Below are 21,443 nucleotides of genomic sequence, written 5' to 3'. Positions count from 1 at the left end.
TATCCCTTTTTCATAAAGTAGCCAATAGAATAAATTCCATATTTATATTTTAAAGCCTATTATAGTCGCAAGATTACCGTCCTTAATCAAACTTTATCCTTAGCAAATTGAAAAAGTCATTTTTTGTTATTCCACTATCGTTTTTAGCACATATTTTGATTGTTAATATAACTTTATATGCTTTAACGCCTGCAACCTATTTAAACACTTTCAGTATTATTTTTTTAAATATATCATGGTTTTTGATTACCTATAGTTTAGATTTTTATCCTACTGCAAGAAGAGAAAGTTTTGGTCAAAGCCTTAAAAATTTCTTTAAACTTTATTTACTATTTGGTTTAGTCTATTTTACATCCTTTGCATTTTTGAAACCCTACTCATATTCTTGGCAATACCTGTTCTTGGTTTATCTTGTAATCTGCTCATTACTAATGTTATTTAGAATAATTTTCTACTGGTCCAGAAATCTTGTCAGAACCAAAGAATATGTTCATACAAGAACGGTGGTTATAGGCAGAGATAAGAACCTCAAAAAAATTCGACGCATTTTTGATATCCCTAAATATGGCTACAGATATATGGGCTATTTTGATAATTCTGAATCCAATAGTCCTACATACTTAGGTACTATTGAAAACAGTTATGACTACATATTCAAGAATAATGTTGAAGAAGTATATTGTTTAGCCTCTCGCTTAAGTAAAGATGAGATTAAGCATCTTATGAATATTGCAGATAACAGCCTAAAAAAAATAAAAATAATACCCGATAATAAAGAGTTGTTTTCTAGAGCCATGTCAATAGAGTTGTACGATTCTGTACCCGTATTAAATTTAAGGGCCTCACCTTTAGACTTAGAATACTCAAACCTTCTCAAGCGAATTTTTGACATAATATTTTCTTCTTTTGCTATACTTTTTGTGCTATCTTGGTTAATTCCAGTCGTATTCATTTTAATGAAACTAGATTCAAAGGGACCGCTGTTTTTTAAACAAAAAAGACATGGTGTTAACAAGAATACCTTTTGGTGCTATAAGTTTAGATCTATGGCTAAAAATAAGGATAGCGACACGAAAATGGCTACCAAAAATGACATGCGTATTACCAAACTAGGTAGAATATTACGAAAGACTAGTATTGATGAATTACCACAATTCTTTAATGTATTAAAGGGTGATATGAGTATTGTAGGCCCAAGACCACATATGGAATTACATACCAGGCAATATGAAACTTCCGTAGAAAAATATCTGGTACGTCATTTTTTAAAACCTGGTATTACCGGATTAGCACAAGTTAAAGGATATAGAGGTGAAATTATACATAAATCTGATATTATAAATAGGGTTCGTTATGACATATTTTATATGGAAAAATGGTCTATACTATTAGATATTCAAATAATTATACGCACCGTTACCAATATCTTTGTTGCTGATAAGAATGCGTATTAAAATTGCTCAAAACTTCACTACATTTATTATCAACAAAATAACAAATGCATAAGAACTTGTTTGTGCATTATACCAAGGCAAATTCTAAGTTTGCATTAAAAAGACATATCCATAAAGATGAATGATATCAATTTTGATTTAAAAACTTCTGAGAATAAAAATTTAGGTCAAGTTTTTAAGTCCTATTTCAAACACTGGCTGCTTATTACAATTTCAATTATCATTTGTTTAGCACTTGTTTTTCTATACTTAAGATATAAAGCAGTAAACCAATATGAAATTAACAGTACCATTTTCCTAAAAAACAGCAGTGCTGGAAAAAATACTGGAGATATTGAAGGTTTTCGAGATTTTGGCTTAATTAAAACTTCACAAAGTTTAGAAGATGAAATTGGCATTATCACATCTTCTGGTATCATGGAGGAAGTAATCACAGATAATTTTTTCAACATTAAATTTTATCATAAAGGGAGCATAAAGGATGTAGAAATTTATGGTGAAGATGTACCTGTTCAAATCTTAGTTGATGAAAACACTGATATAGTACCCTATGACCTCTTCATTGATTTAATTTTTATTGATGAGACTTCATACGAATTGAAAACAGAATTTGAGAAAGAAAAAATTACCAGCACACATGCTTTCGGTGAAACCATAAAAACAAAATACGGTACAATTACAGTTTTAAAAAAACCTGAAGTAAGAAATATTACGGAATTTGACCCAATGATCTTTGTCTTAGCTGATAAAGAAAAATTAGTAGGTGAATACTTAAATAACCTAAGTGTATATCCTGATAATGACACTGGCAGTCTCCTTAGAATGACATTTGTTTCGTCTCATAAAACTAAAGGCGAAGACATTCTTTCTAAGTTGATTGACACTTACATAAAAAGAACTATAAAATACGAGAATGAATTAGCTGAAAATACTATCAAAATTATTGACAATCGACTTAAATTATTATCTGGCGAAATTGAAAATGTAGAAAAATCTGTTGTTGACTTTAAAACTAAAAATGTTGTTACCGATGTTGCTAGCAATGCTGACAGCTATATAAAACAAGCTAATGACTATAAAGAAAAGGCCTCCGACTATCAAAGCCAAATAAATATTTTAAGTCAAATTGAACAAACATTATTAAACAGTACCATTGAAAATTCAATAGGGGGTGGGTTTTCAATTAATGACAGAACACTTACAGATCAAATAAGCACTTATAATTCTACTCTAGTAGAACGTCAAAATCTATCTCAATCAGCAGTTACCTCTAACCCAATGATTGTAAAGCTTGATGCCAATCTTTCGAATCTTCGTCAATCGATATTACGAAATGTGCAAAGTTCTAAAAATGGGCTTTCTTTGGCTCAACGTAATCTACAAGATAATGCAAATAGATATGACGCTCAATTAGCACGAGTACCTGGTATGGAAAAACAATTATTAACTATTAGTAGAGACAAAAGCACTAAAGAAGGTCTTTATCTTTATCTACTACAAAAAAGAGAAGAAGAAGTATTATCATTAGCTGTGCCAGCTTCTTCTACAAGAGTTGTTAATCGACCAAAAGCGGGTATCTACCCAATTAGTCCTAATAAAAAACTGACTTATTTAGCAGGCTTGTTATTAGGTCTTTTTCTACCTATTTCAGCAATATATTTCAAGAATGCATTTAATACTCAAATAACTTCTATTGAAGAAATTAACAATCTAACAGAAACTCCCGTAGTTGGTGAAATATCAAAACATTCAGGTTCCAAATTAATCGTTGCTAAACAAGAAGAACGTGAAGAACAATCTCATACCTTAGAATTGTTTAGACTACTACGCTTTAATTTAGAATATCTAAAACATGATCAACAAAACCAGACTATTCTGATAACCTCTTCTGTTAAAGGTGAAGGAAAAACTTTTATCGCCTCTAATTTAGCCTTGTCTCTAGCTTCTATAGGAGAAAAAGTAGCTTTACTTTCTTTAGATCTAAGAAAACCTACTTTAATGAGTTGCTTTAATTTGGATGAAAAGATAGGTGTGACCGATTTCATCATTAAAAAAGGAATAGACAAAGATTCATTATTTCAAAATTACAATGAAATAAAGAATTTAAAGTTAATGGGATCTGGTATGGTAATAGGGCAAATTAGCACTACATTATTACATGAACGTGTCGGAATTTTAATTAATGAATTGAAAAGCGAATTTGACAGAATTATTATAGATACAGCACCAATTGGTTTAGTATCTGATGCTTATGCATTAAATCCTTTTGTTGATAGCACCATTTATGTAGTTAGAAAAGACTTTACTAAAAAAGAGCATATTGGTATAGTAGACAATATTTACAAAAACAGTAAGCTTAACAATTGTATGATTTTATTAAACGAAACTGATCCTAAAGAAACTTATAACTAGCAAATAACAAACAGACCTTAATTGTAATCTTAGTACAACTAAAAGTTATACATGGCCTTAAAAAATAGAATACTAAGTAACGGCTTAGCTTCGATTCTACAAAAAATAATTAGGGTTGTAGAGCAGTTATTTTTAGTACCCTTTTTTATTACGGCATGGGGTGCTGCCTATTACGGTGAATGGCTAACCCTTACTATTATACCAAGTGTAATGGCTTTCAGTAATCTAGGCTTTGGTTCTGCAGCAGGTAATAGCTTTGTATTGACATATGCATCTGGAGATCAGCAAAAAGCGGCAAGCATAAGCAAAACTGGTTTCTACATTATTACAATTATGATTCTTGTAGCTATTTTGGTCAGTGCATTGACTATTGTAGCTTTAGATTATTTCAATGTTTTTGAAAAATCGTTAATCGAAAAAAGCGATGCCATAATAGCCGTCTCATTCATGATAGTTGCACAATTACTCATGTTCTACTTGCAGCTAATGGAAGCATATTACAGAGCAGCACAAAAAGCAGCACTAAGTATAAATCTGATAACCTTAAAATCTGCATTTCTAATCGGCACAGGTTTATTGGTCTTGGTTTTAGGGTACGGGGTTATTGAATTTGCACTCACCCAATTTATAGTAATACTAGTCTTTATACTATTATATGGCTTAAAAGGAAGAAAAGTTATAGGTCTTTTCAAAACACATAAAGGAATAAAAGATAAAGCAATTTTAAAAGATATTACTTCAAAAGGGCTAAGCTATTTAATGCTTCCAGTATGGCAAATTATTTATTTTCAAGGCTCCACATTTGTTGTAAGAATTGTTTTAGGACCAGAAGCTGTTGCCATATTCAATACTGTAAGAACACTAAGTCGTTCATTTAATCAATTTTTATACTTGGTCGAGCCCACTGTTTTTCCTGAGTTACAATATTATATTGGCAAGAACCAATGGGAAACTGCAAAAAAAATATTTCGCATTTCAATTTTAGGTGTATTTCTAATGTCAATTATAGGGTGCATACTACTAGCATTATTCGGACCTTGGTTTTATGCCATCTGGACTAAAAACGAATTATACCTACCTAAGGCAATGTGGTACATAAGTATTTCAGGTTTAATATTCAATGCATTATGGTACAGTGCAGAAATGGTATTCAGAGCGGTAAATCAACCTAAAAAAATGGGCGTTTTCGGTATAGTAAGTGCTGTAATCTCTGTTGCTTTTACATATGTATTTGCTCAATACCTTGGTTTGGTCGGTGCAGCATTAGGTGCCCTTATGCTAGATATATTATTAGTGATTTTAATCCTTCCTTTAGGCTGTAAACTTATGCATATGTCTATTGGAGAACTGTTTAAACATGGTTTGGAAGATTTTACATCGTTAAATCAGCAACTAAAAAGTAAACTTAAAAGTTTAAAAAACTAAGAAGGTATTTGTAGTAAAAAGAGTCTACAACTATTACATTGATCGAATGATAAACTCAAAAAATCATAGCATAAGACAAATAAACTGGGTACTACGGGTCTTACTTGTAGTTGGGGTTATTGGCGAGCTAATTTTCTTCCCTTCTGTACCAAATTTTTTTGGCTGCGTAATGGCAATAATTAGCTATATGGTGTTTTCATATTTCTTTAAAGAAGAATATATTCGACTTTTCCCATTTGCTTTTCTCATGTACCTATCTATGTTCATGTATCGTTTTTTGCCTTTAATAGCAACCCTAGCAGAAGGTAAACCAATAACCTATGGTTTTGAACGCCCATACCAAACCTTTATTAGCGAAATCATATTATTTTTGGTTTCCTCAATAGCCTTTTATTTCGCATGTAACCCTAACAAGGTATCATTTCAAAATAACCTAATAAAAAAGACTTTACAAAAAGTAAATTTTTATGAGATTAACATTCGCATAATTTGGGCTATGGGTCTAATAGGTTTTATAATAAAAGCTTATAACCTAAGTACGGGAGCAGCTGAATATGGTGATGTTGCCGGTAAGTTTTTAATAGGTTTAGAATATTTAATGTTCGCCCCAATCTGTTTGTTGTTCCCAGACCTTATAAAATTAAAATACAAACATAAAAAAATAGTGTGGGCTTACAGTATTCTTGTAATCATTTTAAACATAGCGTCTAATAAAAGACATTTAATCATAACGCCAATCGGCACAATTGGCCTTCTCTTCTTCTTACATGTTATCCTTAAAAATATCAACTTAACAAAACTTATTTCTCCTTTTAAGTTAATTGGGGGTGGAATACTTATCATTCTTGTATTAAATATGTTGAGTAACTTATCAACAGCTATGCTACATACTAGAGATGTTATGTTGTATAATGCTGAACAACGAAACAATGCCGATAAACTAAAAGCATTTGAAAAGACTATTGAAATTTTGCAAAACAAAAGTTTAATGGCTCGTTTGAAAGAGAAAAAAAATAAAAAAGAATATAAGCCATTGACCAATTATCATCAAGATTGGTCAGAACATTATGTCGACAATTTTTTATTAGCGAGATACGCCAATATGCGTATAACAGATGAGACGCTATATTTGGCAGAGAAAAAAGGCTACGCTAATAAACAAATGCTTGATTTACTTAAGAACGGAATTATAGGTCAATTACCTTCTACTATTCTCAAATTTTTCGATATTAACTATAATAAATCATTATTTGAATTTTCTAGGGGAGACGTACTATCTGGCAAAAGTTTAGGTGGTTATAGAGTTACCAGTCATGTTGGTGACGGTCTTGTTACATTTGGATATTGGTATTTTCCTTTGCAAGCAATAGTATTCTTTATCGTCTTTAAGCTATTAAACACCTTTGTCTACTATAACCGCAACAATTTAAAATACGCTCCATTAGCAATAATGAGTATTTTCAGTTTTCTAGGAATGTTTAGAAATGCAAATGGAATATCGAGTGACATTAGTTATATTATGAGAGGTTTTCTACAGAATATTGTGACCTACATGATAATTTATATGATAATAAGAAAAATCTTTCAAATAATAAGTCCGAAATATAACCTAACTCAATAAATCTAGATGTTTGATTTGTCAAAAGAATAAGCTTCAATAATTAATTTAATCTTTCATCTATATCTATTATTAGAGTCTTAAATTCGATAAAAATGTCCCGCAATATTAATGCAGATACTCTAAAATGTATGTCAATAATTGGTGTTGTCTATATCCATTCATATCCAATCTTAGGACAAGAGGATAGCCTAATTTTCTTAAGTGACATTTTTAGATTTGCAGTACCATGCTTTATAATTCTTTGGGCATACTTTTTAGAAAAATCGATTTCTAAAAAAGTACCTAAACAAAGAATAAAATATCTAACAAAACGCTTCTTACATTTATTTAGAGTTTTTATGATATGGAGTGTGCTGTATTTTTTTTTATTTGTAGACTGGGGTTCGCTAAATATCAAAACTTTTTTTTCTAAATATTTTTCAGGTTATGGCTGGGCTGGTCAATATTTTTTTATCTTATTATTCCAACTTATTCCTATCTATCCAATTTTGAGAAAAATGTATAACTCTAAATTTCTACAGGTAGTAATTGTTTTGATTTCGATTTCGATTTATATAGTATTTGAATATTATTTTAATATTGTTCCAGAATTTTTAAAAAAATTAGGCTACCGTCCTTTTTATTTTTGGGTACCGTATGTATTCTTAGGTATTGCATTAGCAAGAAATAAAATAAAATCATTTTCGAAAATATTTATCATATCACCTCTATTAATTGGGCTAGAAATATATATTTTACGTAAAAACCACATAGCCCATTTTGATTATATTACATTAGGAACATTACTTTTTTCAATTTTATTTTGTATTACTTTCTTGAAATCAGCAAATTTTAATTTATCTGAAAAATTCCATACCCTGATAGATTTCATAGCTAAAAACACTCTGGTTATATTTGTTAGCAACCCACTATTAATTATAGTTTTAAAAGAATTAATTGATTATTCTAATATAACTACAGGCATAATATTACTTCCTGCTTGGTTAAGAATTTGTCTTTCTTTATTAACAGTAATGATAGTATTCTCTGGAACTTTGATAATCACTAATTTTCTACATAAGACTAAGCTTATTAAATTTTTAGGTTAATCAGAACTAACATGTTTTAGTGTTATCATGATATATAATATGTACTCATATTCCAAAATACTATTATAATCAATATTCATTAGCAACTTAAAAATGTTGTTTACTTTAAGACGCACACCCTGCGGGTTTTATAAAATTTTAAACTTACTGCTAAAGAACTAAGAAAGAAAAAGATTTATTTTTTTTAATCAGCACTCAATTTTTCTAAAGTAAACATTCAAAATAATTTATTTTAAATATCCCCCATAACTTCTTTTTATGAAAGTAAAAAACACTAAGCGTATACTTTTCGTAGGTTACAATTTCTCACCTGAACTTACTGGTATCGGAAAATATTCTGGGGAAATGATGCATTGGCTAGCTGAAAAAGGGCACGAATGTACTGTTCTTACTTCTTATCCATATTATCCATATTGGAAAATTCAAGAGCCCTTTCGAAAAAATCGGTTTTGGTATAAGAAAGAGATCACTAATTTTGAGTCTGGTGGTAAACTAAAAGTAATTCGTTGCCCAATGTATGTACCTAACAAGCCAAGTGGCGCTAAACGGATGATATTGGATACCTCATTCTCTATGTCAGCATTTTTAGTAGGTATTCCGCTATTATTTGCCAAAAAATACAGTAAAATAATTACTATAGCACCTTCTTTTCAATTCGGATTACTTGGTGTTTTATACAAAAAAATAAAAGGTGCCAAACATATACATCATGTTCAAGATATGCAAATAGAGGCTGCACAAGATTTGGGTATGATTAAGTCTCCAAAGCTTATAAAAGCATTATATGGTATAGAAAAATACATTTATAAAAACACTGATATCATCAGTAGTATCTCTGATGGCATGATCGAAAGAATTGAACGTAAAGCTGACAAACCAATTTCATTTTTCCCAAACTGGACAGAAACCAAAAAATTTTACCCCATTGAGGATGCCTCTAAACTAAAAGAAGAATTCGGATTTAAATCTACCGATTATATTGTGTTATATTCCGGAGGTATAGGGGAAAAACAAGGTCTGGATGCCATACTAACTTCTGCAAAAAACTTAGTAACACATCAACGCTTACAGTTCATAATTTGTGGAACAGGCCCTTACAAAGAAGTTTTAAAAGAAAAGGCAGAAATTATGAATTTAAACAATGTCCATTTTATGCCTTTGCAACCAAAAGAATGCTTCAATAAATTTTTAAATATTGCAGATATACATCTAGTCATTCAGAAAGAAAAAGCTAGTGATTTAGTGATGCCATCTAAATTAACGACTATACTAGCCGTAGGTGGTTTGGCATTAATCACGGCGAACCCAGAATCTAGTTTATATCGCGTAGTTAGCAAACATGGAATGGGTATTTTAGTTGCTCCAGAAAATCAAGAAGCTTTAGATAAAGGTATTCTAATAGGTCTTGGTGCATTAGATAATCGAGATATTAAAAATGCAGCTCGTACATATGCTGAACAATATTTAGCTATTGATACTATTATGGATAATTTTATCGAAGAAATCACAGCTTAATGGTAAACAAATATTGCCTCTCATCGATTAATTAAACAAATTAGGCAATAATAGTTAAATTAAATTTAGATAAAATAATTTGTATTCACGTAAACTATTATTAGCATACACCATCCAATTTACTAATAGAAAACAAACCAAATCGTATATTGAATGAATAAGTATTTAAGCGATAAACTAAAATCCATTTCATTTGTTCTAATGGTTATGGTAGTATTTTTACATTCCTATAATGTTGGTATAAAGTATAATACTGAAATAGTCCAAACAGATCAAGATATAAATTGGTTTTTACAAAACGCTATTAGTAAAGGGTTTACTATAATTGCGGTGCCATTATTCTTTATCATTTCGGGGTATTTACTTTTTTTAAATTTAACAAATGGAAAATTAAAAACATTTCTGCCAAAATTTAAAAAAAGACTAAAAACCTTAGTAGTCCCCTATTTGTTTTGGTCATTATATGGTTTAGCATTTATTTTTATTCTACAAACCATTCCAATTTCTAGACCTTACTTCAATAATGAGTTAATTGTAGAATACTCATTACTTAAATTGCTTAATGCCATATTTATAAATCCGGTACCCTATCAATTATGGTTTGTAAGAGACTTAATAATTCTTATTCTTCTATCACCAATCTTATATAGATTAATTAAAGTTTTTAAAACAATAAGTCTAGTATTGTTTTTATGTACATGGTTATTTGAATTCAACTTTGTCATTTTTTCAAATGAAGCGCTTTTCTTTTTTACGGTTGGTTTATACATAGCCATTAATAAAATTAGCTTGTATCAACCAATTCTTAAAAAAAACTATGCTCTTTTAATTCTATTCTGGATAACTATAGTTTTGGTAAAAACTACGCTAATTCTATATAAAGTTGAAAATGAATGTATAATAATAGGCTTGAATAAACTAAGTATATTAATTGGTGTACTAAGTTTATGGGGGTGTTATGACTATAAATTTGAGAATACAGATATATCGAGAAGTAAAATTTTTCCGATATTTCAATATTCTTTCTTTCTATATGCTTTTCACGAACCTTTGTTAAGTATTTTTAGAAAAGGCTTTCAAAATTTATTGGGAGCTTCTGAAATATCATCAATTTCAGCCTATATTTTGGCTCCAATAATTACAATACTTATAAGCATAACATTGGCTTATTTTATTAAAAAAAATGCACATAAATTGTACTCTATCATAACTGGAGGTAGATAAATTTAAATTAATCAAAGCATTCAATAAAGAATAGAAAATATTTATTATTTGCTACGCCCGACATTTCTTTAATTTAAGAATTAAATAATAGTGAAAATTAATTTTTTCTTTCGAAATCCCAAGATTGGTCATTCTATACATAGAGTGTTCAGAACATTAATTGTGGAAATTTCTAAATCAGAAAAAGTACAAACACATAATGTTCCAAATCAAGGTTCAATGCCACTTGACGTAATTATTAACAATATTTATTCCTATAAAAAAAGGGACAAACAAGCAATTAACCACGTTACTGGTCATATTCATGATGTCCTAATGGCGTTACAAAACACAAAAACTGTTTTAACCATTCATGATTTGGTTTTTTTAGACAACGTAAAAAATCCTATTAAGCGATTTTACAAATGGTTATTTTGGCTTAAAATTCCCATTAAAATAGCAGATGAAGTGGTATGTATTTCCAATCAAACTAAAGAATCCATTTTAAAAAAAATGAAAACGGATAAACTCACCGTTATATATAATGCAATAGACCCAAAATTCGAACAAGTCTTAAAACCATTTAATAGTGCGAAACCTATTGTTCTGCATATCGGAACAGGTTGGAACAAGAATTTAGACCGCACAATTTTGGCTTTAGAAGGTATACCTTGTCACTTAAGAATTATTGGAAAGCTAAATGATAATCAGCTAAAGCTTCTTAATAATCATAAGATAGATTTCTCAAATCAGTATAATCTAACAGACGAAAATATAATGGTAGAATACATAAAGTGTGACATCGTAAATTTTCCATCTGAATATGAAGGTTTTGGTATGCCCGTCATTGAAGGACATAAAACCGGGAGAGTAGTCGTAACCTCTAAAATAGAGCCAATCATTGAGGTAAGTGCCAACGCAGTAGCTTATGTAGACCCTAGTAATATAGAATCTATAAGATTGGCATATTTAAAAGTTATTGAAGATACCGACTACAGGAATTCTTTAATTGATTTAGGAATAGAAAATGCAAAACGATTTTCTGTAGAAACGATAGCAAAACAATATCTAGACTTATACCAAAAATTGAGTGAAAAATGAGAATACTTCAAGTGATAGCAAGTATGGACCCAAAACATGGTGGTGTATGCCAAGGTATACGTAATACTGTTCCAGAACTGAAGAAAATGGGTATTGAGAGTGAAGTAGTTTGTTTGGATGATCCTGAGTCAGATTATTTAGGGCAAGATTCATTCGTAATTCATCCCTTAGGTAAAAGCAAAAAACTTTGGGGATACCACAAAGACCTCATTCCTTGGTTACTGGCTAATTTTAGCAAGTATGATGCGGTGGTAGTAAACGGTTTATGGTTGTACCAAAGCCATGCTGCTATAAAAGCCATGTTAGTATATAGAAAGACACATAATGTATCTCCTAAGATCTATGTCATGACGCATGGTATGCTGGACCCCTATTTCCAAACAGCAAAAGACAGGAAGTTAAAGGCATTGCGTAATGACGTATATTGGAAAGTGATAGAAAACAAAGTAGTGAACGAAGCAGACGGTATACTATTTACTTGTGAAGAAGAATTGTTGCTCGCTCGCACCACATTCTCCAATTACAAACCCAAAAGAGAGATAAACGTAGGGTATGGCATACAGCCGCCATCAGCTAAAAAAGAAGGTATGCGTGAAGCTTTTACCTCACATGTACCAAAATGGAATGGAAAACCCTTTCTTCTATTTTTAAGTAGAATACATCCTAAAAAAGGGATAGACATGCTCATCAACTCTTACCGTAAATTAGAAAAAGAGTTAGAAGAGGTGCCGCAATTAATTATTGCCGGACCTAATGAGCATGAGTACGGTAAAGAAATGCAGACATTAGGGACTGCCTCGCCAAATATCATATTTGCGGGTATGTTAAGTGGGGATGCCAAATGGGGCGCTTTTTATGAATGTGAAGCTTTTGTATTGTCTAGCCACCAAGAGAATTTTGGAATAGCCGTTGTGGAAGCCTTGGCTTGCAATAAACCTGTTTTAATCAGTAATAAGATAAATATATGGAGGGAAATTGAAAAAGGACTGGGCGGTATAGTAAAGAACGATACTCAAGAAGATACTTATAACCTCCTAAAACAATGGTTTTTTTTAGGTAAAGAAAAGAAAGAAGAGATGGCGTTAGCCGCACGTGAAGTTTACCACACATGTTTTACTATGGAGCAAGCAGCTCAACAATATATAAAAGGAATTAGCATTAAACTAGCCGAATGAAAAGAATAGGAATAATTACAATACTCAATGTCAATAATTATGGTGCCGAGTTGCAGGCATTTGCCTTACACCATAAACTTAAAAAGATGGGCTATGAAAATGAAATTATTAATTACCTCTATTACAAGAATCCAGAATATAAAAGTGAAAATTCATCTCGACCATTAATCAAGACTTCAGCTAAAAATAAATTAAAAGATTTAGTTTTAAAATGGCTGGATAAATATAGTGCATTAAAATATCCTGAAATAGCAAAGAGGAGAAAGCAACGGTTTGATGACTTTCATAAAAAGCACACAGCAACATCTAAGGCATATAGGAGCTATTCGGAATTATATAATGCTAAACCAGAATATGAGAATTATATCGTTGGTAGTGATCAGGTTTGGAATCCTAATAATGGGACCAACATAGCACCTTACTTTCTCACATTTGCACCAAATGAATCTAATAAGGTTTCATATGCATCCAGCTTTGGTGTAGGCAGTATAAACGAAGTCTATTACCCTCAATACAAAAAGTGGATTAATAATTTAAAACATATTAGTACCAGGGAAGCAGACGGCGTAGATATAATAAAAAGTAGCACAGGAAAGAATGCTACACACGTTGTAGACCCCACTCTTTTACTTTCAAAAAATGATTGGAAAAATTTAATGATTCCCTACAAACAATCTGAACCTTATATTTTGGTTTTTATATTTAAGAAGAATAAATACGCTGAAGATTTGGCTTATAAAATCCAAAAAGACACTGGTTATAAAATCATCCGTATTTGTAAGAATGAAATGCCATTAGAATCAGATGACAAAATATTGAATATTAGAGATTTTGGTCCAGCAGAATTTCTAGGTTTATATAATGGTGCAAGTGTAGTTTTAACCACTTCATTTCACGGAAGTATATTTTCTTTGATTTTTGAAAAACCATTTTATACGATAACCCCAACGAGTAAAAATAATAATAGTAGACAAGAAAGTCTAATGAATATTGTCGGTCTTAAAAATCGTTTATTGCAAGAAGGAGATGATGTTGATTTGACACAGTTGAAGAGTATAGATTTTCATGATGTGAAGTCAAAATTAGACAATCAAATAGATATTTCAATAGAGTTTCTAAAACGGTCACTAGGTTAATTATTAACGTAAATAAAGATTAGACTATGAGCGATGACTACAACATGGCAAAGACTAGACATCAATTCTCTTTTTCGAATAAGATGGGAAGATTGGTGTGGATAACTATAAGTTTATTATTTTTTCGACCCTTTTCTGTTAGATTTTTTCGAAAATGGAGAATTTTTGTTCTGAGACTCTTTGGAGCAAAAGTGTCTTATAAAAGTATCGTCCATGCCAATGTAAAGATATGGGCCCCATGGAATTTAGAGGTAGGTGACTATTCTTGTATAGGACAGGGGGTTAATTGTTATAATCAAGGAAGAATTACATTAAAGAAGAATGTGACGGTTTCGCAGCATAGTTCTTTATGTGCATCTGGCCACGATTACACAAGTAAATCTCATGATTTATTCGTAGCTCCAATTGTTATAGATGAAAACGCATGGGTTGCTGCTGAGGCTTTTATAGGACCAGGTGTTACAATTGGAAAAGGCGCTATTGTGGGAGCGAGAGCATGCGTTTTTAAAAATATTGACTCATGGACAATTGTAGGTGGTAATCCTTCAAAATTTATTAAGAAACGCGTAATTAAAGACTAATGCCACCAATCTCTACATTTATTCTGACCTATAATGAAGAAAAGCATATTGAGCGTTGCATCAAAAATGCACAACGATTTTCTAAAATCGTATACATTGTAGATTCTTACTCTTCAGATAAAACTGTAGAAATATCGGAATCATTAGGAGCAAAAGTATACCAAAATAAATGGGAAAATAATCATGCAAAACAAGTTAATTGGGCCCTAGTAAATTTACCAATTACAACAGAATGGGTATTTCGATTAGATGCCGATGAATATTTAACAGATGAGTTAATATTTGAAATCAACGAAAAAACGCACAAACTAAAAGCAAATATTTCGGGTATTGTATTTGAAAGGAAAATGTATTTTCTAGACAAGTTGATGACTAAAGGTATGATTCAGATGTATATGTTGCGAATGTTTCGTTATCAAAAAGGAGTTTGCGAAGACCGTTGGATGGATGAACATATTGTTCTTACAGAGGGCGAAAGCATAATGTTTGATGGTTATTTCATTGATCATAACTTAAATCCTCTAGGTTGGTGGATAGAAAAACATAATAATTATTCTATTCGAGAAGCAGTAGAGTTACTGAATTTGGAGTTCCAACTAATAGAACCATCAAATCAAACTGTAACACTTGCAATGTCTGATGATGCGCAATCTAAACGGGACAAGAAAGAGAAGTATGCCAGCATGCCACTATTCTGGCGATCTTTTATCTACTTTATCTACAGATATATTTTCAAATTTGGTTTTACACAAGGCAAAGAAGGTTTTCTATGGCATTTTTTACAAGGCTGGTGGTACCGAACATTAGTAGATGCAAAAGTATTTGAAATAAAAAAGGCTTGTGGCTCGGATAAAGTAAAAATAAAAAAATTCTTAAATCAGAACTATAATATAAGATTATAATAAATTCAATTTTCTTCCTCTTCCCTACACTTTATCGATTAAAACAGAATATAAACTATAAAAAATTGCTTCTCAAATATGTGTATATAAATTACTTGTGTTAACAATTATTTATATTTAATAATCAGGTTTTTTGTCACCCCCTATCAAAAATAGAGTTATTAAAAAGTAAAAAATATTTGTTTCTCACTTTATTAAACTATAGCATATAATTAAAATACACTTTGATTAAAACTAAAATTATTTTTCGCGGTTTAATTTTTATTTTAATAAGCGAATTCTCACTGCGCTTTTTCTTAGGTTTATGTCATGCTCCACTTTATCAAGAAAGTAGCAAGTACGAATATATTTTCGCTCCTAACCAAGATAATAGCCGTTTTGGAAATCAAATTCAGATTAATTCTTTCTCGCAAAGAAGTAACGAACCTGATAGCACAAAAATTACGATACTTGGTTTAGGTGATTCTGTTTTGTCAGGCGGTACTCAATCCGACCAAAATAATATAGCAACATCTATATTCAATAACCAGATGCCTAACTATCAAATGTTAAACATTTCAGTTGGTAGTTGGGGTCCTGATAACTGTGCTGCTTACTTAAAACAGAAAGGCACATTTAATGCAGCTGCTATGTTTTTAGTTGTAAATAGCCACGATGCATATGACGTTATGGACTTTCAACCTGTAGTTGGCAATCATAACTCTTACCCAGAACATCAATATAAATTAGCATGGTGGGAACTTTTAGATCGTTATGTAAGACCTAGAGTAAATAAAATATTTACTAAAAAGAATGAAAAATTAGATCCCGACGAAAAAGCGGCGCAAGGTATTCAAAAAAAAGGATTGGTTTTCAATCCTGGGTTTCAAGAATTAAAAATACTATCAGATAGTTTACAGATACCTTTAATAGTCTATTTACATGCAGAAAAAACAGAATTACATAACCAAGAGTATAATAATCAAGGGAATGAAATAATAGAATGGGCTACTAAAAATAATATAGATTTAATAAAAGAACTTGACTTTGACTTTAATGATTTAGATTATAGAGACGTTATACATTTAAGCGATAATGGGCAAAATAAACTAGCCAAAATAATGCTCACTCATATTAAAAAAATACAAATTTTAAATAAGAAGAAGATTATTAACGACATATAAACAATCTTTAGTTGAAGAATGTTTATCAAAATTTAAAATGGTATTATCGAAACAAAAAGCACCGAAGAGTATAGCTGCTAACTCTGATAAATCTTAAATAAATTAATTAATTCAACTCCCAATAATCTTCTTTTGATATTCTAAGTAACTATCTCACCTCTTCACTAATCTCATATTTTGGCGCAAACTTCGCCTTTACCAAATATACAGCATATACAACACCATAGTAGAGATAACGTTTAGTCATTCGCTTGGGTTCTTTTACTAAACGACCTAACCACTCAAGGCCCAAATCTCTCCATAGCTTACTTGGTCTTTCTACAGTGCCCGCATAAAAATCAAAAACAGCACCAATAGAACATATGATTTTAGCATCAAGAAGATTTTTATTTGCATGGCTCCATTTTTCTTGTTTTGGAGCAGTCATACCTACGAATAGCACATCTGGATTAAAACTATTAACAGCTTCGATCATACTTAGATTCTCTTCTTCGGTAAATACGGGTTTAAATGGTGGCGCATAACTAGCAAATCTAATATTTGGATATTCAATCTTTAAACGAGACTCAATTTTAGCCAAAGTTTCACTGCTTGCCCCTAAGTAAAAACAAGATCCATGTATTTCATTTAACCGTTTTAATTGAAACTCATGAAAATCTGCACCTGCAATTTTTTTAATTGTAGCACTATTCAACCATTTTGCAGCTAATGTAATACCAATACCATCGGGAAGAATAATATCGCTACCCAACAACGCTTTTTTAAATTCTATATCTTCTTCTGCTATACAGAAAGAATATTGATTGATTGTACTTACCAATAATTTAGATTTTAATGGCAAATCATCAAGTGAAGATTTGTAAATAGGATAACCAAGGCATACCACCTTTGAGTCAACTTCAGTAAGCATCATAAATTTCTAAAAAAACCGTAATTACAATTTTTGTTCAAATGGAAAATCAATACACATTTTTGAACTTTTTTAAACAATTATTATAATTATATCGGGGGTTAATGGTTGTTGAAACAAATATATTTATTTCGCCTTCAACCATAAATTTCTTCTGTTGATATGCAGAAAAATATAGTTATAGCGTAGGTTGCAGCGCATTATATTACAAGAAATAAAGTTTCTTTACATTAATGTGTGTTACTAATCTTACAAAAACTGTTGTCGATTAAATTATATTATTATTTAACTTATCTTAAAGATTTGAAAATCTGTACTTTAATATTTTAAAATTATCTTTACAACCTTAATTAAAAGCTTTTAAATTCTTGTTCTAATCATATTCCCCTAAATTATATGAAGCACAAAAACTAACTGCGAACTAATAAACTCTTACAGAATTTTAAGATCTAAAATCATTACCGAATATTTGATAAATATGATCAGACCTACATCTATAAATGCCACACTTCTATTCTTTATATCTTTAACATTCCCTTTGTTACAATTAAGTTCTTGTGCTTCTGAAACCGACCTTTTAAAAGAGATAGGTGAAGCTGCTGAAGAACCTATTGCCATCTCAAATGCAAAAATCACGAATTTTAGTTTTCTTTCTGTTGACAATAATGGTTTGACCACAGATATTATTGGTACTCTTGATGAAAATACAAAAACAGTGTATGTTGAGCTCGATCCTCTATTAATACCTATTGAGAAATTAGTACCTACCATAGTATTATCACCAGGGTCTACGGTAAGTCCCACTTCTAAAGCAACACAAGATTTTAGTCATGAAAGAACTTATACCGTTACTGCTGAAAATGGAACTAAAGAAACGTACAAAATAATACCAAGCATTATTGGTAATATTTGTACTTCTAATTTACAAGATTCTGGACCTATAAAAGTAAGTGCAAATAACCAACGAATAGAAAACCTTTATATTAGAACATCTAACCAACACGGTATTGAAATCAATAATTACACAGGAGTAGTAATTTCTAATTGCATTATTGAATATACCGGGAAATTTATGGGTATTAAATTTACAAGTGCAGATAATCTCACGATAAAAAATTGCTCTATTAAATACGTTAACGCACCAGCAAAAGGCCCCTTAGAAGATGCTGATAGAAATTGTATAGAAGGAATAGGTTCTCAAAATATAGTAATTACGAATGTTAGAGTTGAAGATGGTTCTACCGGTATTCGCTTAAATCAATGTGATAATTCTATTTTAAAATATATTGAGGGGCATAATATGAGAGGGCCTTTCCCTAGAGGTCAATTAGTACAATATGACAAGTGTATAGGCGGGCTCTTAGAAAACTTCTCTGTAATAAACGACCGCGATATTGCCTGGACAGAAGACAATGTAAGTATTTATAAAAGTGGCGGGCAGCAGATAAAAAAAGGGTTGATCGTTGGCAACAACAGCCCTACCGGTGTTGGTGTACTATTTGAAGACCAAAATACCGAGGGTGCAAGAGGTGGTTATGGAGGAATAGTTGAGGATGTAGATTTTTTAGAAATGGGCAACGGTGTAGTCTCATCTGTAGAAGGCTCTAAAAATGTAAGTTTTACAAGAATACGTGCCAAACAGATTATATGTGGCGAACTTGGTCAAAACAGAGGGAAATCTACCTCTAACTCCCTAATTTTCGGTGCTTTTGGAACTACGGCCAATACCGGTGGAAATAGTATAAACGACTGTATAGTTTTCAATTCATGCAACCCTACCAATATTGTTTGGCCAGAGCATAATTTTGACGTTATTGACTATAGAACAGATATAGATTTTGAACCTAGAAACCCTATAGTTCTTAATTTTAATTGTGATTAAGGAGAATTCAATAATTATAAGTGAGCAAAAGAATAATCAAAATATTACCCATTGGTAGAATACCCTGGAATTCTTAAAAAACCGAGTATTTTTCTGCGTACTATAGTGTCTTTAAAGAAAAATTTGAAATACCTTCTATCTGCCTTTACATTCCTAATAATAAAGTTAGGATGGGCTAACGGAAAATCAATTTCTTGTGCTTCATTATATTGCCTTGCATCATTGGCACTAATAGTATGTGTGGCATCTTCACCAAACCCAACATTTTTGATCATGTTTTGATTTGGTATAATTGACAAGCCAGAGTTTACCAGTTTGGTGTAGTCCCATTGATAGTCCCACCAAGAGACCTCTTTAGCTTTAATAGTTTTTTCAATTTTGCTTAAACGATATTTCTTTTCAATAAAATTTGAAAAATACTTATCAAAGTATCCTTTCCTTTTTAACTCAGGATATGTAGAAACTTCATAATCATAGTTTTTCCATGCTCTTCTCCAACTTGCCCAACCCCACTCATGACTAAAATAAGAGAAGTAATACGAGTAATCTGAATCTGAGATATAGCCGTTCTGAAAGTTAGAACCACCAATATGCATAATCTGATTGTTATCTTTATATTTTATTAAAAGCTCTGAGCAAAATCTAAAAAAACTAGCTGAAGGCAAACAATCATCCTCTAAAATAATACCCGCTTCTTCATTTTCAAAAAACCAATCTATAGCAGTTTTAGGTCCTAGCCCACAGCCAATATTTTCTTCCCTGAAAAGTGTTTTAACCTCACAGTCCCAATCCACTAAATCTATAATAGCTCTAGTTTCTTTACAACATTGATTGTCCTTTCCGTTATTTCGTGGTCCATCGGCCGCAACATAGAGTTTTTTAGGTTGCGCCTTTCGTATCATGTCAAAAACCTTTTTTGTTTGTTCGGGCCTATTAAAAATGATAAAAAGTACTGGTGCTTGTGCTGTTTCTGTTTTCATTTTAAATAGTCTTCATTTTTAAACAATTGCCAAATGATTGGAAATAAGGTTTTACCCCATAATAGTAAGAATGCTTGCGGTAGGTGAAACGGAAAATGCACCTTAACAAATTGTATATATTCTTTATATGATAATCCCGTAGGACTATACAAATACGCTATTCTTTCTTTTAAATTACTGTCTTGAGGCAGCCAATTAACTCCGTGATCATTTGTGCAATAGCCACAATATGAACTGGAGATATACGTTTTAATACCTTTTTTTAAGGCTTTTAAGGTGTAGTCAAAATCTGCGATACCATGTGTATAGCTTTCTGTTAAAGAGCCAATTTCTTGATAAACCTCTTTTGGCACCAACATAATATTGGCATTACCTAATTCACATTTCTGAGGAAACTCATCATTAGGGATTAACATTTTACTTTTAAAAGTCAGTCTATTTAATAGTTGATGTCCGCCATAAGATATTTTCTTTGTATCTGGATCCGATGTTGGTCCTACAATAATACTTTTGGAGTTCTCAACTGATTTCAAATCCCTTAACAATCTAGTAATCGTATCTTTAAATATGATGGTATCATCGTTTAATAGCAAAAAGTAATCTGTATTCTTTTCGTGCTCATTAGCAAATTTCCATGCCGCTCGCATACCACCTGCCCAAAATAAATCTCCGGTACCCTGAATTATTTGAAGATTTTTAAATTTCCCCTGTAAATATTCGGTTGTACCATCGGTACTACCGTCATCAACCAAGAAAATATTTAAATCGAAACCCTCTTCTAATGTGCAATTAAACAGTGCTTCCAAGCAGCTATAAGTCTTTAACTTACGGTTGTGACACGTAAGTAAAACGGTTATTAATTTATTTTCTTTAGTTGGCATTCTCTCTACTTTAT

General features: G+C 31.2%; 17 protein-coding genes. 14 read left to right on the top strand and 3 right to left on the bottom strand.

The window, feature by feature from the left end; genetic code table 11:
• Nucleotides 1-107 precede the first annotated feature (107 nt).
• From BM296_RS05835 to BM296_RS05775, 13 genes are all read left to right on the top strand, one after another.
• Nucleotides 108-1,454, top strand: a complete 1,347-nt coding sequence (locus BM296_RS05835) for an undecaprenyl-phosphate glucose phosphotransferase (protein WP_091902065.1) — start codon at nucleotides 108-110, stop codon at nucleotides 1,452-1,454.
• Nucleotides 1,455-1,571: 117 nt separating this feature from the next.
• Nucleotides 1,572-3,866, top strand: coding sequence for a GumC family protein (locus BM296_RS05830; protein WP_091902064.1), 2,295 nt, complete (start codon nucleotides 1,572-1,574; stop codon nucleotides 3,864-3,866).
• A 51-nt stretch (nucleotides 3,867-3,917) separates the two neighbouring features.
• Complete coding sequence (locus BM296_RS05825; protein ID WP_091902063.1) at nucleotides 3,918-5,291, top strand: lipopolysaccharide biosynthesis protein; 1,374 nt, start codon at nucleotides 3,918-3,920, stop codon at nucleotides 5,289-5,291.
• 46 nt (nucleotides 5,292-5,337) lie between these two features.
• Nucleotides 5,338-6,912 carry a hypothetical protein gene (locus BM296_RS05820; protein WP_091902061.1) on the top strand — a complete coding sequence of 525 codons (1,575 nt, stop codon included), beginning with the start codon at nucleotides 5,338-5,340 and terminating at the stop codon, nucleotides 6,910-6,912.
• Nucleotides 6,913-7,004: 92 nt separating this feature from the next.
• Entirely contained in the window at nucleotides 7,005-8,000 is a 996-nt protein-coding gene (locus tag BM296_RS05815) for an acyltransferase family protein (RefSeq protein WP_091902059.1), read from the top strand.
• 258 nt (nucleotides 8,001-8,258) lie between these two features.
• Nucleotides 8,259-9,515 carry a WcaI family glycosyltransferase gene (locus BM296_RS05810; protein WP_091902057.1) on the top strand — a complete coding sequence of 419 codons (1,257 nt, stop codon included), beginning with the start codon at nucleotides 8,259-8,261 and terminating at the stop codon, nucleotides 9,513-9,515.
• 153 nt (nucleotides 9,516-9,668) lie between these two features.
• A complete protein-coding gene (locus BM296_RS05805) occupies nucleotides 9,669-10,739 on the top strand; it encodes an acyltransferase family protein (protein WP_091902055.1) in 1,071 nt (356 codons plus the stop codon).
• Nucleotides 10,740-10,901: 162 nt separating this feature from the next.
• Nucleotides 10,902-11,819, top strand: a complete 918-nt coding sequence (locus BM296_RS05800) for a glycosyltransferase family 4 protein (protein WP_143099044.1) — start codon at nucleotides 10,902-10,904, stop codon at nucleotides 11,817-11,819.
• A complete protein-coding gene (locus BM296_RS05795; RefSeq protein WP_091902052.1) occupies nucleotides 11,816-12,994 on the top strand; it encodes a glycosyltransferase in 1,179 nt (392 codons plus the stop codon). The genes BM296_RS05800 and BM296_RS05795 overlap by 4 nt, the downstream gene beginning before the upstream one ends.
• Nucleotides 12,991-14,130, top strand: a complete 1,140-nt coding sequence (locus BM296_RS05790; protein ID WP_091902050.1) for a polysaccharide pyruvyl transferase family protein — start codon at nucleotides 12,991-12,993, stop codon at nucleotides 14,128-14,130. Before BM296_RS05795 ends, BM296_RS05790 begins: the two co-directional genes overlap by 4 nt.
• 191 nt (nucleotides 14,131-14,321) lie before the next feature.
• Nucleotides 14,322-14,711 carry a putative colanic acid biosynthesis acetyltransferase gene (locus BM296_RS05785; RefSeq protein ID WP_245786967.1) on the top strand — a complete coding sequence of 130 codons (390 nt, stop codon included), beginning with the start codon at nucleotides 14,322-14,324 and terminating at the stop codon, nucleotides 14,709-14,711.
• On the top strand, nucleotides 14,711-15,613 hold the full coding sequence (locus BM296_RS05780) for a glycosyltransferase family 2 protein (RefSeq protein ID WP_091902048.1): 903 nt from the start codon (nucleotides 14,711-14,713) through the stop codon (nucleotides 15,611-15,613). The genes BM296_RS05785 and BM296_RS05780 overlap by 1 nt, the downstream gene beginning before the upstream one ends.
• Before the next feature lie 224 nt (nucleotides 15,614-15,837).
• Nucleotides 15,838-16,776: a hypothetical protein gene (locus BM296_RS05775; RefSeq protein ID WP_091902047.1), complete on the top strand. Its 939-nt coding sequence runs from the start codon at nucleotides 15,838-15,840 to the stop codon at nucleotides 16,774-16,776.
• 148 nt (nucleotides 16,777-16,924) lie between these two features.
• On the opposite strand, the gene BM296_RS05770 is transcribed toward BM296_RS05775, so the two are convergent.
• Nucleotides 16,925-17,689: a WecB/TagA/CpsF family glycosyltransferase gene (locus BM296_RS05770; RefSeq protein ID WP_091902045.1), complete on the bottom strand. Its 765-nt coding sequence runs from the start codon at nucleotides 17,687-17,689 to the stop codon at nucleotides 16,925-16,927.
• Between the two features lie 475 nt (nucleotides 17,690-18,164).
• Between BM296_RS05770 and BM296_RS05765 the strand changes: the two genes are divergently transcribed.
• On the top strand, nucleotides 18,165-19,568 hold the full coding sequence (locus BM296_RS05765; RefSeq protein WP_091902043.1) for an SGBP N-terminal domain-containing protein: 1,404 nt from the start codon (nucleotides 18,165-18,167) through the stop codon (nucleotides 19,566-19,568).
• Nucleotides 19,569-19,612: 44 nt separating this feature from the next.
• Here the strand turns inward: BM296_RS05765 and BM296_RS05760 are convergent, their stop codons facing one another.
• Both BM296_RS05760 and BM296_RS05755 read right to left on the bottom strand, forming a co-directional pair.
• Nucleotides 19,613-20,548, bottom strand: a complete 936-nt coding sequence (locus BM296_RS05760) for a nucleotide-diphospho-sugar transferase (protein WP_091902041.1) — start codon at nucleotides 20,546-20,548, stop codon at nucleotides 19,613-19,615.
• Nucleotides 20,545-21,429: a glycosyltransferase family 2 protein gene (locus BM296_RS05755; protein WP_091902039.1), complete on the bottom strand. Its 885-nt coding sequence runs from the start codon at nucleotides 21,427-21,429 to the stop codon at nucleotides 20,545-20,547. The genes BM296_RS05760 and BM296_RS05755 overlap by 4 nt, the downstream gene beginning before the upstream one ends.
• Nucleotides 21,430-21,443 lie beyond the last annotated feature (14 nt).

This window comes from Maribacter stanieri (assembly GCF_900112245.1).
Taxonomy (GTDB): domain Bacteria; phylum Bacteroidota; class Bacteroidia; order Flavobacteriales; family Flavobacteriaceae; genus Maribacter; species Maribacter stanieri.
Note: the sequence above shows the minus strand (reverse complement) of the source record. Positions and strands in the feature narration are given on the sequence as shown.

What these genes read in the sequence shown, in the direction of transcription:
- BM296_RS05825 (WP_091902063.1), top strand. Translation starts at nt 3,918, where the DNA reads ATGGCCTTAAAAAATAGAATACTAAGTAACGGCTTAGCTTCGATTCTA.
- BM296_RS05780 (WP_091902048.1), top strand. Translation starts at nt 14,711, where the DNA reads ATGCCACCAATCTCTACATTTATTCTGACCTATAATGAAGAAAAGCAT.
- BM296_RS05805 (WP_091902055.1), top strand. Translation starts at nt 9,669, where the DNA reads ATGAATAAGTATTTAAGCGATAAACTAAAATCCATTTCATTTGTTCTA.
- BM296_RS05770 (WP_091902045.1), bottom strand. Translation starts at nt 17,689, where the DNA reads ATGATGCTTACTGAAGTTGACTCAAAGGTGGTATGCCTTGGTTATCCT.
- BM296_RS05815 (WP_091902059.1), top strand. Translation starts at nt 7,005, where the DNA reads ATGTCCCGCAATATTAATGCAGATACTCTAAAATGTATGTCAATAATT.
- BM296_RS05760 (WP_091902041.1), bottom strand. Translation starts at nt 20,548, where the DNA reads ATGAAAACAGAAACAGCACAAGCACCAGTACTTTTTATCATTTTTAAT.
- BM296_RS05755 (WP_091902039.1), bottom strand. Translation starts at nt 21,429, where the DNA reads ATGCCAACTAAAGAAAATAAATTAATAACCGTTTTACTTACGTGTCAC.
- BM296_RS05830 (WP_091902064.1), top strand. Translation starts at nt 1,572, where the DNA reads ATGAATGATATCAATTTTGATTTAAAAACTTCTGAGAATAAAAATTTA.
- BM296_RS05810 (WP_091902057.1), top strand. Translation starts at nt 8,259, where the DNA reads ATGAAAGTAAAAAACACTAAGCGTATACTTTTCGTAGGTTACAATTTC.
- BM296_RS05795 (WP_091902052.1), top strand. Translation starts at nt 11,816, where the DNA reads ATGAGAATACTTCAAGTGATAGCAAGTATGGACCCAAAACATGGTGGT.
- BM296_RS05820 (WP_091902061.1), top strand. Translation starts at nt 5,338, where the DNA reads ATGATAAACTCAAAAAATCATAGCATAAGACAAATAAACTGGGTACTA.
- BM296_RS05765 (WP_091902043.1), top strand. Translation starts at nt 18,165, where the DNA reads ATGATCAGACCTACATCTATAAATGCCACACTTCTATTCTTTATATCT.
- BM296_RS05790 (WP_091902050.1), top strand. Translation starts at nt 12,991, where the DNA reads ATGAAAAGAATAGGAATAATTACAATACTCAATGTCAATAATTATGGT.